The organism is Clostridium aquiflavi, assembly GCF_031344075.1.
Classification (GTDB): Bacteria; Bacillota; Clostridia; order Clostridiales; family Clostridiaceae; genus Clostridium; species Clostridium aquiflavi.
Map to the genome: position 1 here is coordinate 21749 of NZ_JAVJAN010000037.1, position 16446 is coordinate 38194.

Annotated in this window: 15 protein-coding genes and 1 riboswitch; all 15 genes read right to left on the reverse strand. The window is 24.6% G+C overall.

Annotation, left to right across the window (positions count from 1 at the left end; translation table 11 throughout):
• Positions 1-21: 21 nt before the first annotated feature.
• The 15 genes from RGC78_RS13055 to RGC78_RS13125 all read right to left on the reverse strand — a co-directional run bounded on the left by RGC78_RS13055 (position 22) and on the right by RGC78_RS13125 (position 16060).
• Positions 22-1320, reverse strand: a complete 1299-nt coding sequence (locus tag RGC78_RS13055; protein ID WP_309556775.1) for a helix-turn-helix domain-containing protein — start codon at positions 1318-1320, stop codon at positions 22-24.
• Positions 1321-1623: 303 nt separating this feature from the next.
• The gene (locus RGC78_RS13060; protein ID WP_012425744.1) at positions 1624-1800 is read right to left on the reverse strand and encodes a YtxH domain-containing protein; all 177 of its coding nucleotides are present in this window, start codon (positions 1798-1800) and stop codon (positions 1624-1626) included.
• An 88-nt stretch (positions 1801-1888) separates the two neighbouring features.
• Complete coding sequence (locus tag RGC78_RS13065) at positions 1889-2848, reverse strand: ribonuclease H family protein (RefSeq protein ID WP_309556776.1); 960 nt, start codon at positions 2846-2848, stop codon at positions 1889-1891.
• A 34-nt stretch (positions 2849-2882) separates the two neighbouring features.
• Entirely contained in the window at positions 2883-3845 is a 963-nt protein-coding gene (locus tag RGC78_RS13070) for a YkvA family protein (RefSeq protein ID WP_309556777.1), read from the reverse strand.
• 489 nt (positions 3846-4334) lie between these two features.
• Positions 4335-5165 (reverse strand): MetQ/NlpA family ABC transporter substrate-binding protein, encoded by an 831-nt coding sequence (locus RGC78_RS13075; protein ID WP_309556778.1) that lies wholly within the window; start codon positions 5163-5165, stop codon positions 4335-4337.
• A gap of 48 nt (positions 5166-5213) precedes the next feature.
• The gene (locus RGC78_RS13080; protein WP_012424363.1) at positions 5214-5852 is read right to left on the reverse strand and encodes a methionine ABC transporter permease; all 639 of its coding nucleotides are present in this window, start codon (positions 5850-5852) and stop codon (positions 5214-5216) included.
• Positions 5852-6817 (reverse strand): methionine ABC transporter ATP-binding protein, encoded by a 966-nt coding sequence (locus tag RGC78_RS13085; RefSeq protein WP_012425094.1) that lies wholly within the window; start codon positions 6815-6817, stop codon positions 5852-5854. The genes RGC78_RS13080 and RGC78_RS13085 overlap by 1 nt, the downstream gene beginning before the upstream one ends.
• 189 nt (positions 6818-7006) lie before the next feature.
• A riboswitch (SAM riboswitch) is annotated at positions 7007-7115 on the reverse strand.
• A gap of 162 nt (positions 7116-7277) precedes the next feature.
• A complete protein-coding gene (locus RGC78_RS13090) occupies positions 7278-8507 on the reverse strand; it encodes a histidine kinase (protein ID WP_252238675.1) in 1230 nt (409 codons plus the stop codon).
• Between the two features lie 102 nt (positions 8508-8609).
• Positions 8610-9866: an ATP-binding protein gene (locus RGC78_RS13095; RefSeq protein ID WP_309556779.1), complete on the reverse strand. Its 1257-nt coding sequence runs from the start codon at positions 9864-9866 to the stop codon at positions 8610-8612.
• Between the two features lie 28 nt (positions 9867-9894).
• Positions 9895-10023, reverse strand: a complete 129-nt coding sequence (locus RGC78_RS13100) for a hypothetical protein (RefSeq protein WP_286674683.1) — start codon at positions 10021-10023, stop codon at positions 9895-9897.
• Positions 10024-10066: 43 nt separating this feature from the next.
• Positions 10067-10630, reverse strand: a complete 564-nt coding sequence (locus RGC78_RS13105; RefSeq protein ID WP_309556780.1) for an accessory gene regulator B family protein — start codon at positions 10628-10630, stop codon at positions 10067-10069.
• A gap of 244 nt (positions 10631-10874) precedes the next feature.
• On the reverse strand, positions 10875-11561 hold the full coding sequence (locus tag RGC78_RS13110; protein ID WP_252230486.1) for a YczE/YyaS/YitT family protein: 687 nt from the start codon (positions 11559-11561) through the stop codon (positions 10875-10877).
• Positions 11562-11765: 204 nt separating this feature from the next.
• Positions 11766-12545: a viral A-type inclusion protein gene (locus RGC78_RS13115; protein ID WP_309556781.1), complete on the reverse strand. Its 780-nt coding sequence runs from the start codon at positions 12543-12545 to the stop codon at positions 11766-11768.
• 140 nt (positions 12546-12685) lie between these two features.
• On the reverse strand, positions 12686-14329 hold the full coding sequence (hcp, locus tag RGC78_RS13120) for a hydroxylamine reductase (RefSeq protein WP_017353447.1): 1644 nt from the start codon (positions 14327-14329) through the stop codon (positions 12686-12688).
• Between the two features lie 429 nt (positions 14330-14758).
• A complete protein-coding gene (locus tag RGC78_RS13125; protein ID WP_309556782.1) occupies positions 14759-16060 on the reverse strand; it encodes a pyrimidine-nucleoside phosphorylase in 1302 nt (433 codons plus the stop codon).
• Positions 16061-16446: the final 386 nt, after the last annotated feature.

A 16446-nucleotide genomic window follows, 5' to 3' on the forward strand; every position in this document is an offset into this window, starting at 1 on the left:
ATTATATACTATGAATTAATTTTATTTTATTAATCCTAACTCTTCAAAAAATTTAATTCCTTCATTTAAATAATTGCTTGCTCTATTTTCATCTTTTTTATCCATAAAATGCTTACCTATTTTCATGGCTATTTCGCCTGCTTTTAATAAATTTTTGCTTTCTTTAGCTTTAGCATATGCTTCCATGATCATTTTTTGGGCATCTTCATATTCTTCTGATATGTTAAAAATTATATATTGTATTAATTTACATTCTATTAATCTATCAAAATCGCTTTCGTTTATAACTTTATCAATTTGTTCTACTATTTTTCTACATTCTTTTATATTCTTAAGTTTTATATGTGACTTACATATGTCTATTAAAACATCTACTTCATTTTCAAATTCATTTTGATTAATTACTTTTTGGGATATTTTATAATGCTTAAACGATTCTTCTAAATCATCCAATTCATAAAATAATTTACCTAAGTTATGCTCTATTTCTACTACACTCTTTTTATGTTCTAATTTTCTATACACTTCTAATGCCTTTTTAGAGTATTTAGTAGCTTTCGATAAATCTCCTCGTTTATTGAATTCTTCAGCTAAAACAAGTAATGTTTTTGCATAACCCCTATCACTATAAGTTCTTTCTAATTTTTTCTTGGCAACATTTGAATATTCTAATGCTTTATCTAAATCTTCTATATTAAAATAAGTCCGTGCCATATTATAGTATATTTCTCCTAATAGAAAATCATCCTCTATATTATTATCTAAATATACTTTTTCTGCTTGTCTTAAATAACTACTAGCAGAATGATATGCTCTTAAATTTATTGTTATTTTAGCTAAGTTTAAAAACGTTTTTATTATTTGTTCATAATTATTATTTTTAATAAATATAACATTAGAAGATAAGAAAAACTTCTGTGCCATTTGAAAATCTTTTTTATAAATATATATTTGTGCTGTTATAAATAACAATCTTGCTTTTCTATATTCTAAATTATATTTTTCTGAATAATACAAAGCATTTTCTATGTATTTTTGTGCAATATCATAATTTTCTAATAATATATATGATTCTGCAACTTGTTCGTAATAAATACTTATTTTTTCAGCTTGACTTTCTTCTGACTCCATAAGATGTTCAATGCTTATATTTAATGTTGCTGCTAAATATTCAAGCAAGTCCATTGATGGATTTGACCTTCCTGATTCAATCAAACTTATTTGACCAGGAGTTATTCTATTCTTTGCTAAATCTTTTAATGTCATATTTAGTTCTTTTCGTCGCGTCTTTATTTTTTCACCTAATGACAGGATTTCCACATTTTTCAACTCTTTTCTATACCAAGAATTATTATATTAATAATTATACCATAAAATCACAATAAACTACACCAAATTATTATTATTTTTCTATTTTTTATGTATCTTTTACATTTTTATGCAATATTGATGTAATTACATTATATTTAATATATTTTTTTATATAACTTTTAATAATATAAACATCTATTTTAAAATTTTCTTATAAAATTTCTTGCTGAGAACAAAAAAGACAAAAAAATTAGCTGTTACAAAACTAACTTTCAAATTAGTTTTGTAACAGCTCCTTTAATAAATATATTTTTATTTCATACAACAACCCATCATATTTTCATATGTATCTTCAGCCATATCTCTCATTTTCATTCCAGCTTTTTTCATTTTTCTTTGAGTTCTTCGATCTAAGTTTGGCATAACTACCATTCCTACTGCTGTACTAATTAATGCTCCTGCGACAATCCCTTTAGTAAATTTACCCATAATAAACACCTCTTATATTTTTATTATATTAATTATTCTATAAATAGGTTGTGTATTTTTTTTAAATTTATTCCAAGAAATTATTGACTTATTTTATAAATTTACATTTATTTTCTAACAAATATAAAATCATTTCCTCTTTTTGTTTACTTAACAATTTAGAAATTAATTTTTTACCTTTAACTTTATCAATTTTATATTCATCAATCATATTCTCAAACTTATCTTCTATAACATTAACTTCATTTCTATTAATAATTTCACTTTTATAATTATCAATGCTATTCTTATCATTAATAACTACTACATTATCAAAATAGTTTGATATTAATGCTTCTATGCTTAACTTTAACTCTTTGTTTATAACTTTTACCACATTATTTTTAATCCACTTTTCAACAACTTTATCTGACTTTATATCTAAAGCTTCTTTGCATTTTTCGTCAGCAAGTTCATTGAAAAAATCTCCTGTGTGGCTGTCTACTTTTACAAATATAACTTCTATACCACTATTCATTAATTCCTGCATTCTTTTATAATATTCTTTAGATGATGCTTCTTTTCTTTCCCATGCACCTGTCGCATGATAACAAATACCTGCATAATCATGAAAAATAACCACTTTTTTCTCTCCACAACTTAAAGCATACTCTACCCCTTTTATAGCACCTTTTAATTCACCTGCTATTTGTCTTATGTTATTAGTATGATTACTTTCTCCAATTCCACTATCAATATACTCAACAACATTATCTTTAACTGCAACTACACCATAAGAATATTGTGATGTACCAATGTTATAACTGCCATCAACATATATATGTAAGCAATCCTCAGGGTACTTTCCATCTAACTTACTTATTAAATTATTTTTATTATTTAAAAATTGTTTTGCTTCTGATATATCTGTAAAACTTTTATATTTAGCATTTTTTACGCCTTTAACATAGCTTAAACATTCCGCCCAAGTATCAACTATTTTATCTTCTATTTTTTTATTATTTTTAAAGTCAAAACCTTCTTTTATCGCATAAACTTTTTTTCCCACTGTTCTATTCCTTCCACTAATTAAACTCTTAATCTTATAATGTTGTTAATTCAGTTATTACTAAACATAATTTCTCAACATTTTTAGCACCTGTAAAGTTTATCAAATATTCCAAACCACTTTTTAAGACTGTAACTATTTCATTCTTACCTTCCCAATTTTCTATAATCACATTCATAGGAACATCATTTATAATGTTATTTAATGCAAAAAATGCTACTCCAATTTCATCTATTGATCCTATAAATGGTATATTATTTGGTATTATATCCGTTGGTAATGTTATATATGCAATAGCCGATGATAATATTAATTTAGTTTTTATTGGAACTCTTCTATCTTTTAATAATCTATATATTAAAGATATTATATCTGGTAAAAGGAATATATATTCTTTAAACTTTTTAGTTTTTTCAGGTAACTTATTTGATAATAATTCTCTTCCTAATGAATAATTATCTCTTACCTTATTAACAATAATCAGTTCATTGCAGTGTTCTATATCGTTTTCTTCAACCTTTTCTATAACTTTTTCTTTAATTAAGTTTCCATTTAAAGAAATATTAATTTCTTCTAAATCAACCCAAAGTTCTTTATCCTTTACAAACACTTCTTTCAACGTAAAGTCAACGAATGGAATATCATATAATATTTTTCTTATATCTATTGATATTTTATCTTTTTCTGCCGTTATACCTTTATCATTAAAATCCTTAATTACCTTTTTTAAAATAAAACTTCTTATCATTCTAAAAAGACCTAAATTCATTACCTTAAAATTAGATAATCTACATATAATTTTTCCATCTATTAATTTAAGTATTTCAACTTTTAAAGAAAATTCTACATTAATTCCTTTTTTGAAATTTCCTTCTATTATGATTCCATTAGATATATTAATTTTATTTATATACAATCCATCAATCTTTACAAATTCATTTATAATGCTAAGTAAATCTTCACCTAGTAATTTTACTTTAATATTAGATATCTTCATAATATATTCTCCTTTTAAGAATATTCTTTTAAACTTACATATACAATTTTATTTTTATCTATTATTAAAATTATACTATATTTAGGTAATAAATTAAATAATATCTTATTTATCTGTATAATACTAATAATTTACATAAATTATATTTTTTACTTAATATACTTATTAATCTTATTATATTAAATACTATTTATAAAATAAAAAAGTTAATGTAAATAAAATATTAAATACATTAACTTTCCACTTTCTTGTTAAATTTTAACACTTAGCTATGTTTTAGTAGAGTGTTTATATATGCAATAGGCAAAGTGGCATTGTAATTGGACTTTGAGAATAGTTAATGAGTATTGTCACATTTACTGCTTGTCTCAATTTTATATTGGGAGCAAGCTAAAATGGGACTATACCCATTTTTAGTATTCCTAAGTTCAATTACTCAGTCCACTTTGCTTATGCATATAAACACTTATTTAAAACATAACCTAATAATTAAAATACTGGTATAACTGCACCATTATATTCTTTTTCTATAAATTCCTTTACTTCTGGTGAAGTGAATGCTGCAGTTAATGCTTTAATTTTTTCTTTTTCTTCATCACCTTTTTTAACAACAATTATATTTGAATAAGGTTTTGCTGCTTCAGAATTCTTATCTTCATTTATTATTGGATCTGATAATGGATTAAATCCTGCTGGTATTGCATAGTTTCCATTTATTACAGCTGCTTCAGAATCATCCAGTACCCTTGGTATACTTGCTGCTTCTAATTCATTAAATTTTAAATTTTTATTATTTTCTGTTATATCCTTTGGTGTAATTAATTCACCATCTGATACTTTTATAATTCCTTTTGAAGCTAATAATTTTAATGCTCTTGCTTCATTTGATGGATCATTAGGTATTGCTATTGTAGCTCCATCAGCTAATTCATCTAAACTCTTTATCTTATTTGAATATAACCCCATTGGTTCTAAATGAATTGCTGCTGTATAAACTAAATTTAATCCTTTTGATTCATTTTGTTCATTTAAATACGGAATATGCTGAAAATAATTAGCATCTAAATCCCCTTCTGCTAATGCTATATTAGGCTGAACATAATCAGTAAACTCAATTATTTCAAGCTTATATCCTTCTTTTTCAAGTATAGACTTTGCTATTTCTGCTATTTCTTTATGTGGTATAGGGGTAACACCTATTTTTATTGTTTTATCATCTTTATTGTAACTCTCTACCCCATTATTTATACTTCCGCATCCTGCTAAACTAAATATAAGTACTCCCGCTAATATTGTTGATAATATAGATTTCTTTTTCATATATTTTTCCCCCTTAAATTATTGCTTATTTTATAACTAATCTAAAATTTACTTTGATAATTTTCCATAAAAACAATTCCCTAAAAATTGTAGAAATTGTACAAATACGATTAATATTATACAAGTTACTATCATAAAGTCTGTTTCAAATCTTTGATATCCATATCTTATTGCTACATCTCCAAGTCCACCTGCCCCAAGTGTTCCTGCCATAGCAGAATAACCTACAATACTTATTAAAGCTAATGTTATTCCAGATACAATTGATGGTATTGCTTCTTTTAACATGACTTTAAATATTATTTGAAAATTTGAAGCTCCGAAAGACTTTGCTGCTTCTATTACTCCTTTGTCAACCTCTCTTAATGCAGATTCTATAATTCTTGAAACCAAAGGTGCTGCTGCAATTGTAAGTGGTACTATAGCAGCTAGTGTACCAGTAGATTTACCAACTAATAACTTGGTTAATGGCATAATTATTACCATTAATATGACAAATGGAAAACTTCTCAATGTATTTACTATAAAGTCTAAAATGGAATACATAAATTTATTTGGTTTTAAGCCATCATCTGAAGTAATAGTAAGAAGTATTGCTGGAACAAAACCTAATATAACTGAAAATATTGTAGAGGTTAAGACCATTATTAATGTTTGTTTTAAAGCTATTATTATAATTTCTTGCATTATTTAATCACCTCCAGCAAAATTTTCTTATTCTCTAAGTATTCAATTACTTTATCTTTATCACACTCATTTATATTTATAACGAGCCCTCCTAGAATCACATCTCTAAATTTTTCTAATTTTCCAGATACTATAGAAAAATCTATATTAAGTTCTCTTGCCATCTTTGTTATAACAGCATTCTCTGAAGAGTCATTAGAGAAAAACACTTTTATATTCACTCCAGTTGTTAGTAATATATTTTCATCTTCTTCTCCAAGAAACTTCTTTAAAGATGATTTAGGCTTTAAAAATAATTCCTCACATTTACCTTGAGATTTTACATTTCCACCTTCAAGCAATGCAACTCTTTCGCAGATTCCTTTTACCACTTCCATTTGATGAGTAACAATAACTATTGTTATACCAAGTTCCTGATTTATTTTTAAAAGTAACGATAGTATATCTTTAGTAGTCTTAGGGTCTAATGCTGAAGTTGCTTCATCACATAATAATATTTTAGGTTCTAGTGCTAATGCTCTTGCAATAGCTACTCTTTGTTTTTGGCCTCCACTTAGTTTAGATGGCTTATCCTTTGTTTTTTCCTCCAATCCCACTAATTTAAGAAGTTCCATAACTTTAGTTTGAATGTAATTTTTATTATACCCCCATGTTTCTAATGGAAAAGCTACATTATCAAAAACACTTTTTCTTTGCATAAGATTAAAATTTTGAAAAATCATCCCCAATTTTTTTCTAAAACTTCTTAAATCTTTGCCTTTTAAATCAGAAACATCATTTCCCATTATTTTTAAAGAACCTTTATTGTATGATTCAAGACCATTTATGCATCTAAGTAATGTAGATTTTCCTGCCCCACTATGTCCAATTATTCCATAAATCTCTCCTTCTTCTATGCTTATTGAAATATTGCTTAATACTTTTATTTCCCCAAATTTTTTCTCTAAATTCCTAACTTCTATCATTAGATTCCCCCCTTTGCACATTTTATTGTTAAATTAAAATGTTTTTTGCTTTTTGCTTATTGATGATTGTTTGCAAACTAAATTATAAATTAAATTATGCATAAATTTTCTTTGTTATAAATTTTATAGATAATAAATAAAGCGCCAGAGAATAAATCTCTAGCGCTTAATATACTAAATAAATTTACCCTCTCATCTATCAACTCCATAAGTTGCAGGATTTAGCACCATAAATGATAAGTAATCATTTGGTTGCCGGGTTTCATAGGGCCAGTCCCTCCACCGCTCTTGATAAGATATAACAAATATTAATTTTTAATTTATGTTTCAAATTATAATTCCATAATTTAAATTTGTCAATATTATTTTATATTACTTAACAAAAATATTATATCTTTTTTTAAGTAATATATTATAACAAATAAGTACCTATTATATTTTTATACAATTAGTAGTTTCATTAAACCAATGGTAAAGTTATTTCAAATTCACTTGAATAAAACATATTACTTACGTAAAGTGTTCCTTTATGATTTTCTAATAATTCTTCAGCTAAATCTAATTTTTTAGTATCTATTTTAATATCATTATTTAATAATCTAAACTTTCTTTTTTTATATAATTCTTTTACATTGCACTCTATGTTAATTATCAATTTATCTAAAATATTATAAGTTTGTATTCTTATAAAGCCTCTATTTCCATCTATACAATTTATTATATTATTTAACACTATATATAACTCTGACTCAGAAATCTCTAACAAAGTTCTATTTGCATTGTCCTCTATAATAATACATGTCTCTTCTTCTATAATTGGCTTTAATATTTTTGAAATAAACCTATTTTCATTTCCATTTATTTCTATAGATGATTTAACTTTATTATTGTTGTCTATTATATTTTCTAATGCTTCACCAAGTTTCTCTTCTTTGCTCATAAGATACAATCCATATAGATAAGAAATTTCTGCTCCTTGATCATGTTTAATTTTTCTTAAATCATTATTTTTCTTTTCTAATTCCATATTTAGTTTATTTATTTGTTCACTTTCTTTTTTTATACTACTAAAATATATAGAAGTTATAATGAAAAATATAAATAAATTTATAATCATAATATTCTTTAATAACGGATTATCAAAATCCATAATTTTATTTTGTACTATTATTCTATAATAAACAAACAAATTTATACCTATTGTTAAAGATATAAATATTTTATCTTTAACCATACATCTATAAAATCTGATTATATATTTCTTATATTTAAATAATATATACATACAAAGGTAATTTAACATAAATACTATAAAATACATTGTTTTTAGTAAATATACTCTTTCTAAATTTAATAATTCTATATATGGATAAAATATACCTATGATTATTATTGATAATATTACTATTAACGTATAAATACTATTACATATAATTTGTGCTGTTTTAAAATCCTTTTTATATAAAATTCCTATAATAATAATATATAAAATTCCATTGCAAACAATATCCATATTATCATTTATATATAAATTATTAATTATAATAGATAATATTAATAATAATACTATTGCTATTCCTAATTCTTTTTTACTTTTTTTACAATCTTTTTTCACACAAGAATTTATAATATTTAATATAACTAAGGCTTCTAAAAAAAGTTCTATTACACTTCCTAACATTATAATCATTACTTATCCCCTTCATATGTAGTAATTTAAAAAGTATTTTACCTAATAATAAAGTGTTGATATAATATCAACACTTTATTTTTAATATGTATTATTTAATAATTAATAATTTAAAGGCAGCTTTATTTCAAATTTTGTAGAAACATCATTACTCGTTAAATTTATATTTCCACCACACTTCTCTATTAACTCTTTTACAATACTTAAGCCATATCCATGATTTTTTTCAATATTATTTTTTGTAGTAAATCCTGCCTCAAATATCTTACAGATATTCTCTTCTTCAATTTTAGGACCATTATTCTCTATAATAATTATGATATAATCTTTTATATCATAAGTTTTTATTATTAAAATTCCTGATCCATTCATAGCCTTCACTGCATTATTTACTATATTGGAAATTATTCTATACAGTTCTATTTCTGTTATCTTTGCATTATTAATGCTACCTTCATCTTCTATTATTATATTAATATCCTCAGACTTTATCTTTTTAACTATATTATTAATTAAATTATTATTTTCATTTAATTTAAAATCAGCTTCTACATTATTTTTATTAATTATACCTTTTAGTTTTTCTCCAATTTTATCAATTCTTTTCATACAATACAGATCATACATATATGTAATTTCTTTTGCATAATTATCTTGAACTATTGTAAGTTCAAGCTTTCTTTCATATAAATTCTTATTTAAATCTAATATTTTATGTGACTTAATATCTATATTAATAAAGTAAGTAGTTATTATACCCAAAAATAACAATAAACTTATGCTTAATAAGTTTCTTAACAATTCAGATTCATTTTTGTAAAAAATCAAATAAAAAGCCAATATAAAATCCATAGAAAAATTTATTAAAATTAAAGTTGTGAGTGTAGGCTTGATTGATACTATCTGATTATATATATTTTTTATTTTTGCTTTATACTTTAAAATAAAGAATCCCATTATAAAATTAGGAATATATATTACGCAAACCATTAAAATTTCTTCATATCTAAATACAGATAATCTTTTTAAAAAGCCAAAAAATAAATTCCCAAATATATTCACAGTAAGTGTTATAAAAAAATAAGTTACTGTATTTACAATTAAAGATTCATAAAAAATTTTTCTATATAAAACTCCACTAATTACCAATGTTTCTAACGCATGTATAATAAACACACATACAGATAAATTTCCAAACTTATAATTAATAATACACATTATTAAAGATACAACTATAACTGCACTTATCTTTTGTATTGTATTTTTTTTGTAATAATCATCAACACAATAGTCTATTAAATAAATAAAAAGAATGGCTTGTAAAATTGAATTTAATGCATCGACTAAATTTATTAGCAAAATACGCGCCTCCTAATTTTTAGAGCTTTTATCTCATTTTTTTCATTGATTCAGGCATATCTTCTACTCCAACAGTAGCAGCTGAAGCTGGATTAACTATTAACATATGTTTTGTTAGTCCCATTAATACTTTTCCTATTAATTCTTTTATTTTCATTATTATCACCCTCTCAAAAAAATTATAATATCGTTTTTAATCTTTATTTAATCTTTTCTATTTTGTTAAACATAAGTATAGATTGAAATAAGATTGTCCATGTAATAAGTTCATAAAGCTCACTATATTTATATAGTAATATTGAACTTGTTGAAACAATTGATGAAATAATAATCCCTAATATTCTATTTCTTTTTATAAGTTCGAGGCGCGTAATTGGCATTTTATCATTTAACACTGGTGCTGTATTATATATTGAAAATAAACTAATCAATATTAAAATACAGTTACTTATAAAATTAAGTTTACAATTTAAACTCAATAATATAACACTAGTAGTTATAAGCATTGTTGCTATAAAACATTTTATTTGAGTATTTTCATGATATCCACCTATAAAAGGTTTTGTTATACTCATTATTCCTATTATTATAATACTTTCTTTACAGTATCCAATTAATGAAAATATAATTATTATTGACATCAACTTTATAAATTCAAAAAATAATACTGTTGTTGTATATTGAATTTGCTCACATTGTTCTTCACTATATCCATTATGATTGCAAATATCTTGTACAAAATTTCCTATAAAACTTCTAATCATTTCTTTTCCATCTCTTATATTTCATATTTTATTACATTATACTATTAATTTACAATTTTTACAATAAAAATCGTAATTTTTAGCATTTAAACAAGTTTTTTGTTTTTTTGTTACACATATTTTAAGCAAATATATAAAATTTAGTTACTTATAGAATTTTATATAAAACAACTGACAAGAAAAAGGTGGATTTATATAAATAAATCCACCTTCTTCTATAAAACAAACTAAAATAAAATTTTAATTATTGAATTTCCATTTCTTTCATATTCTCATTATTAACGATATCATTACTAACGATATCATTTTTGTTCCCAAGTAAAATTTCCACAAAAGTCTTACCATACGGAAGACATAATTGAATAAATGGTCCTACTGTTAACATTGATATAATAGTTCCAAGCCACACTTTTCCGCCTAATAGATACCCTACTATTAAGTATATTGCATCTAAACTCATTCTAATCCATCTGTATTGGAATTTTGTTTTATCTTGAATTATAAAAGGTACTATATCATTAGGTGCAACGCCTAAATCTGTTGCTGAAAGTATTGAAAAACCTACTGCAATGATAAAGTTTACTAAAACTATAATAAGCGCTTTTATAAGCATATTGTAGTCTTGTATATTAAATCTTGAAAATATGCTTATAGATAAATCTATAACTGGACCTACCCCAATAAGGCAAATAAATGTTCCAATGTTTATCTTTTTTCTATTAATTAATAAAATTATTATAGTTAATACAAAAAGTATACACATATTTGCTATTCCAGGAGTAATTTTAAGTAATATTGATAATCCTTGAGTAAATACAGTAAATGAATCCGATCCTATATTGGTTACTAGTGATAATCCTACGCCAAGTTGTATTATTGCCATTCCTAAAAAAAACAAAATCAATCTCATTAATAATTTTTTTTGGTTCATGTTTTTCATCCTTTTCTTTAATTTTTATTATATTTATTGCTACATATAATTCTCAAACGTTCTCATTAATACCATAAATAAAAAAATTCTTTAAATTTAAAAAGTATTTTTATTTTACATTATCAAATCAACTTTGTCAAAAACATTCAAAAAAAATCATTTTAAATCATGAAATAAATTTTATAAAATTCTTAGATAATCCTTTTAGTCAACTATAACTTTAAACTCTTCTAGATTTATTCTGTATTCGTTTAACATGTCTATAACAGTGTTTCTCAAAATATTTTCATTAGATTTTTTATTTGCAATTTTAATATCATTTTGTATAGGTTTTAATTTTTTATTTTCTTTATATTTTTTATTTAATATTTCTGCTGTTTTTACAAGTAAGTCATCCCAATTTTCTACTTCTACAATATTATCATTAACTTTAAATGCTTTAGGATTCTTTAAAGAAAAATCTTTATATATTTCTATCCCACCACTTTTTATTTCACATTCAATATCATTGTCTTTTAAGTCATCAATTTTGCTACATGCTACTTCTTTCATAATTATCATTTTATTTTCTTGAGACATATGATTTTCATTTGCTAATTTTTCTTGTGATATCCAATTTGAATAATTATCTATATCTTTAACCATATCATATATTTCCATTGATATTTTTCTATAAGATTCACTTAAAGTAAAATTTCTATCTTCCTTAACTATTTTACTTGATTCATCTTCTATATAATCTATTGTATTTTCTAAAGTATTTATTAAATTTAACAAACTTTCTTTTATTTTTATAGACATATCCGGAAAATTATTTATAATATATTTTACAGTATTTTTATTTAATATTGATAAATCATTGTTTTTATACTTAATTTCTTTTAATTCACATTTATCATTCATTTCTTTCTTAATTTCTTCAACAAACATTTTATTAGTTTCTAATTCTGCATTGTTTTTTCTACCAAAACTAGGTTTTATCATAACTACACTCCCTTAAATATAAATTTAACTCATCTTTATATTTATTTTACCATATTTTACTTTATTTGGAAACAGAAATTTAAAATAAAAGAGTAGTTATTATAGAATAATATCTATATAACTACCCTTAACAAATTATATTAGTCTAAAAATATTTTTAAATCATCATCAACATTTGTAATTCCACAAATTCCAAAATTATCTACTAATACCTTTGCTACATTTTCTGATAAAAATGCTGGTAATGTTGGCCCTAAGTGAATATTTTTAATTCCTAAATGTAATAATGATAATAATACTATTACTGCCTTTTGTTCATACCATGCTATATTAAAAGCTATTGGTAATTCATTTATGTCTTCTAATTCAAACACTTCTTTTAATTTCAAAGCAATTACAGCTAATGAGTATGAGTCATTACATTGACCTGCATCTAATACTCTAGGAATTCCTCCAATATCACCAAGCTCTAATTTATTGTATTTATATTTTGCACATCCCGCTGTTAAGATTACAGTATCTTTTGGAAGAGCCTTTGCAAAATCTGTATAATATTCTCTTGATTTATGTCTTCCATCACACCCTGCCATAACAAAGAATTTCTTTATAGCTCCTGTTTTAACTGCTTCAACAATTTTATCAGCTAATGCTAGTACTTGAGCATGTGCAAAACCTCCAACAATTTCTCCATTTTCTATTTCAGTTGGTGCTTCACATTTCTTTGCTTGTTCTATAATAGCTGAAAAATCTTTCTTTCCATTTTCATCTACTTTAATATGAACACATCCATCAAATCCTGCTGCACCAGTTGTATACATCTTATCTTTATATACATCCTTGTCAGTTGGAGGTACTATGCAATTTGTAGTCATAAGAATTGGTCCATTAAAGCTTGTAAATTCTTCTCTTTGTTTCCACCATGCATTTCCATAGTTACCTACTAAATGATCATATTTCTTTAAATGTGGATAATAATGAGCTGGTAACATTTCAGAATGAGTATATACATCTACTCCAGTACCTTCTGTTTGTATTAATAATTGTTCTAAATCTTTTAAGTCATGTCCTGAAACTAATATTCCTGGATTTTTTCCTACTCCAATATTAACTTTAGTTATTTCAGGATTTCCATAGCTTTCTGTGTTAGCTTTATCTAAAAGAGCCATTCCATCAACGCCTACTTTACCTGTTTCTAAAGTTAAAGCTATATACTCATCTAAACTCACATTATCATCATTAACTGCTGTTAAAGCTCTTTGCATAAATTCTGAAATATTTTCATCATCATATCCTAAAGCATTAGCATGCTTCATATATGCTGATAAACCTTTTAATCCATAAATTATAAGTTCTCTTAAACTTCTTATATCTTCATTTTCAGTAGCTAATACCCCTATTTTAGGTGCCTTTGCTTCCATTTCTGCTTTTGTTTCGCATACAAATAATGCTGCTTCACTTAAATTAGCCTTATTGCTTAGCTTAGATAATAGTTCTTCTTTTAAATCAATAGTTTCTTTTACTCTTAAATAAAAAATTTCATTATCAAAATTAGCATTTGTTATAGTTGTAAAAAGATTCATTGTTACCATATGATTTATATTGCTTGATACTTTTATTTTTTCTTCTCTAGCTCTAATTGATACTTCTGCTAATCCTTTAGTTGTATATATTAATAAATCTTGAAGTTTTGCAAGTTCAGGTGTTTTTCCACACACTCCCTTTATAGTACAGCCTGTACATCCTGCTGCTTCTTGACATTGAAAACAGAACATTTTATTTTCCATAATAAATTCTCCTTTATTTCTCTATATTTTTTTAATTTTAATACATTTATAGATAGAATTAATTGCAGCAATTAAAAATTTATTTCACTTACTACTTATATCTAATTTTCAACTTAGACATATTTTTTTATTTGGTATGATTAGATTTTATCTTGAATTATGAAAATGCTCCGTAACAATTGTTACAATTATTTTTATATTTAAATAAAACTCACAAAATTTAACTAGCAAATACTATTCTTTATTTCATCATTAAATTCTACTTTATATTTCTATTTTATAAAACTAATAAAACAAATAAGAGACTTCAATTATTAAAAATAATTAAAATCCCTTACCTTTATTTATATATATGAGTGGTCTATATTTAAAATATATTAAAATAATTTTTTCTATTATAGTATTAAGCTAAATTTAAAACTTAACGTATTATTTTAATATTTTTTCAATAAGTGAAGAAGCTTCTACATGATTATCACTTATTAAAAATGCTTCATGTAATTCTTTTATCCATTCTTTCTTTAATTCATTATCATGATGTACATAACAGATTGTATCTCCTACACTTACCTTATCACCTTTTTTACAATTAAGTATAAGACCAACACCATGATTAATTTCATCTTCTTTAGTAGCTCTACCAGCACCTAAATGCATAGCTAGAATTCCTAATTGTTCAGAATGAAGTGTTTCAACGTATCCATTCTTTTCACATTTTATTTCTGTAATGAATTTGGATTTTGGAAGTAATGTTGTATCTTCTATCATTTTTACATTACCACCTTGAAATTTGACCATATCTTTAAATTTTTCAAATGCTCTTCCTGATTCAATGCCCTCTTTTAGCATTGCTCTTGCTTCATCTTTATCTTTAGCAAGCTTTCCTTGCATTAACATGATTTCTCCTGCTTGCATACAAAGTTCAGTAAAATCTTTTGGACCAGTTCCTTTTAAAGTTTCAATAGCTTCTATTATTTCTAATGAATTACCTATTGTATTACCTAAAGGTTGATTCATATCTGTAATCATAGCCATAGTATTTCTTCCAAGACTATTACCTATTGAAATCATAGCTTGTGCTAAGTTTGTAGCATCCTCAATAGTATGCATAAATGCCCCTTCTCCATACTTTACATCTAAAAGTATAGTATCAGATCCAGATGCTAATTTTTTAGACATTATAGAAGAAGCTATTAAAGGAATTGCATTTACAGTTCCAGTAACATCTCTTAATGCATATAGTTTTTTATCTGCAGGAACTAAATCTCCTGTTTGTCCTATTATAGCTACACCAATATCTTCTACTTGATTTATAAAATCTTCTTCTGTTAAGAAACAGTTAAATCCTTCAATAGATTCTAACTTGTCTAATGTTCCCCCTGTATGTCCAAGACCTCTTCCTGACATCTTAGCTACTTTAAGTCCGCAAGCAGCCACCATTGGTCCAAGTGCCATAGATGTTTTATCGCCAACACCACCTGTTGAATGTTTATCCGCTTTTATTCCCTCTATAGAAGTTAAATCTATTACGTCTCCACTATGCATCATAGATTTTGCTAAATAAGATGTTTCTCTTTCATTCATTCCATTTAATACTATAGCCATTAATAAAGAACTTGTTTGGTAATCTGGGATAGATCCATCTACTACACCATCTATCCAAAATTGAATTTCTTCATTAGTCAGTTCTTTTTTTTCTCTTTTCTTATTGATAATATCTACAAAACGCATATTTACATCCTCCCTTTATTTCAGTTGACAATTCATAATAGATAATTACAAAAATCTGCCTAATTAGATAATTATATTTACTATAACCACTTGGCTATTTTTTGCTTTATTTTCTATTATCAATCGTCAATCTTATATTTTATAATTCTTCTTTGTTCTTTTTCCGCTTCATTATAGTAACCGTTTTCTCAAGTAAAATTATATATCAACACACATTTAAAAATTAAGTTCTGTTTTAAATGTGTATTGATATATGTAATAGGTTCAGTGGCATTGTAAGTGGACTTTTAGAACCCTTAATAAGTGTTGTTAAGTGAGAGTCGGAATTTTATATTTCGCTCCTCGAACTTACTCAGCGACTATCAGAAGTCGAGTTTCCTTTTTTA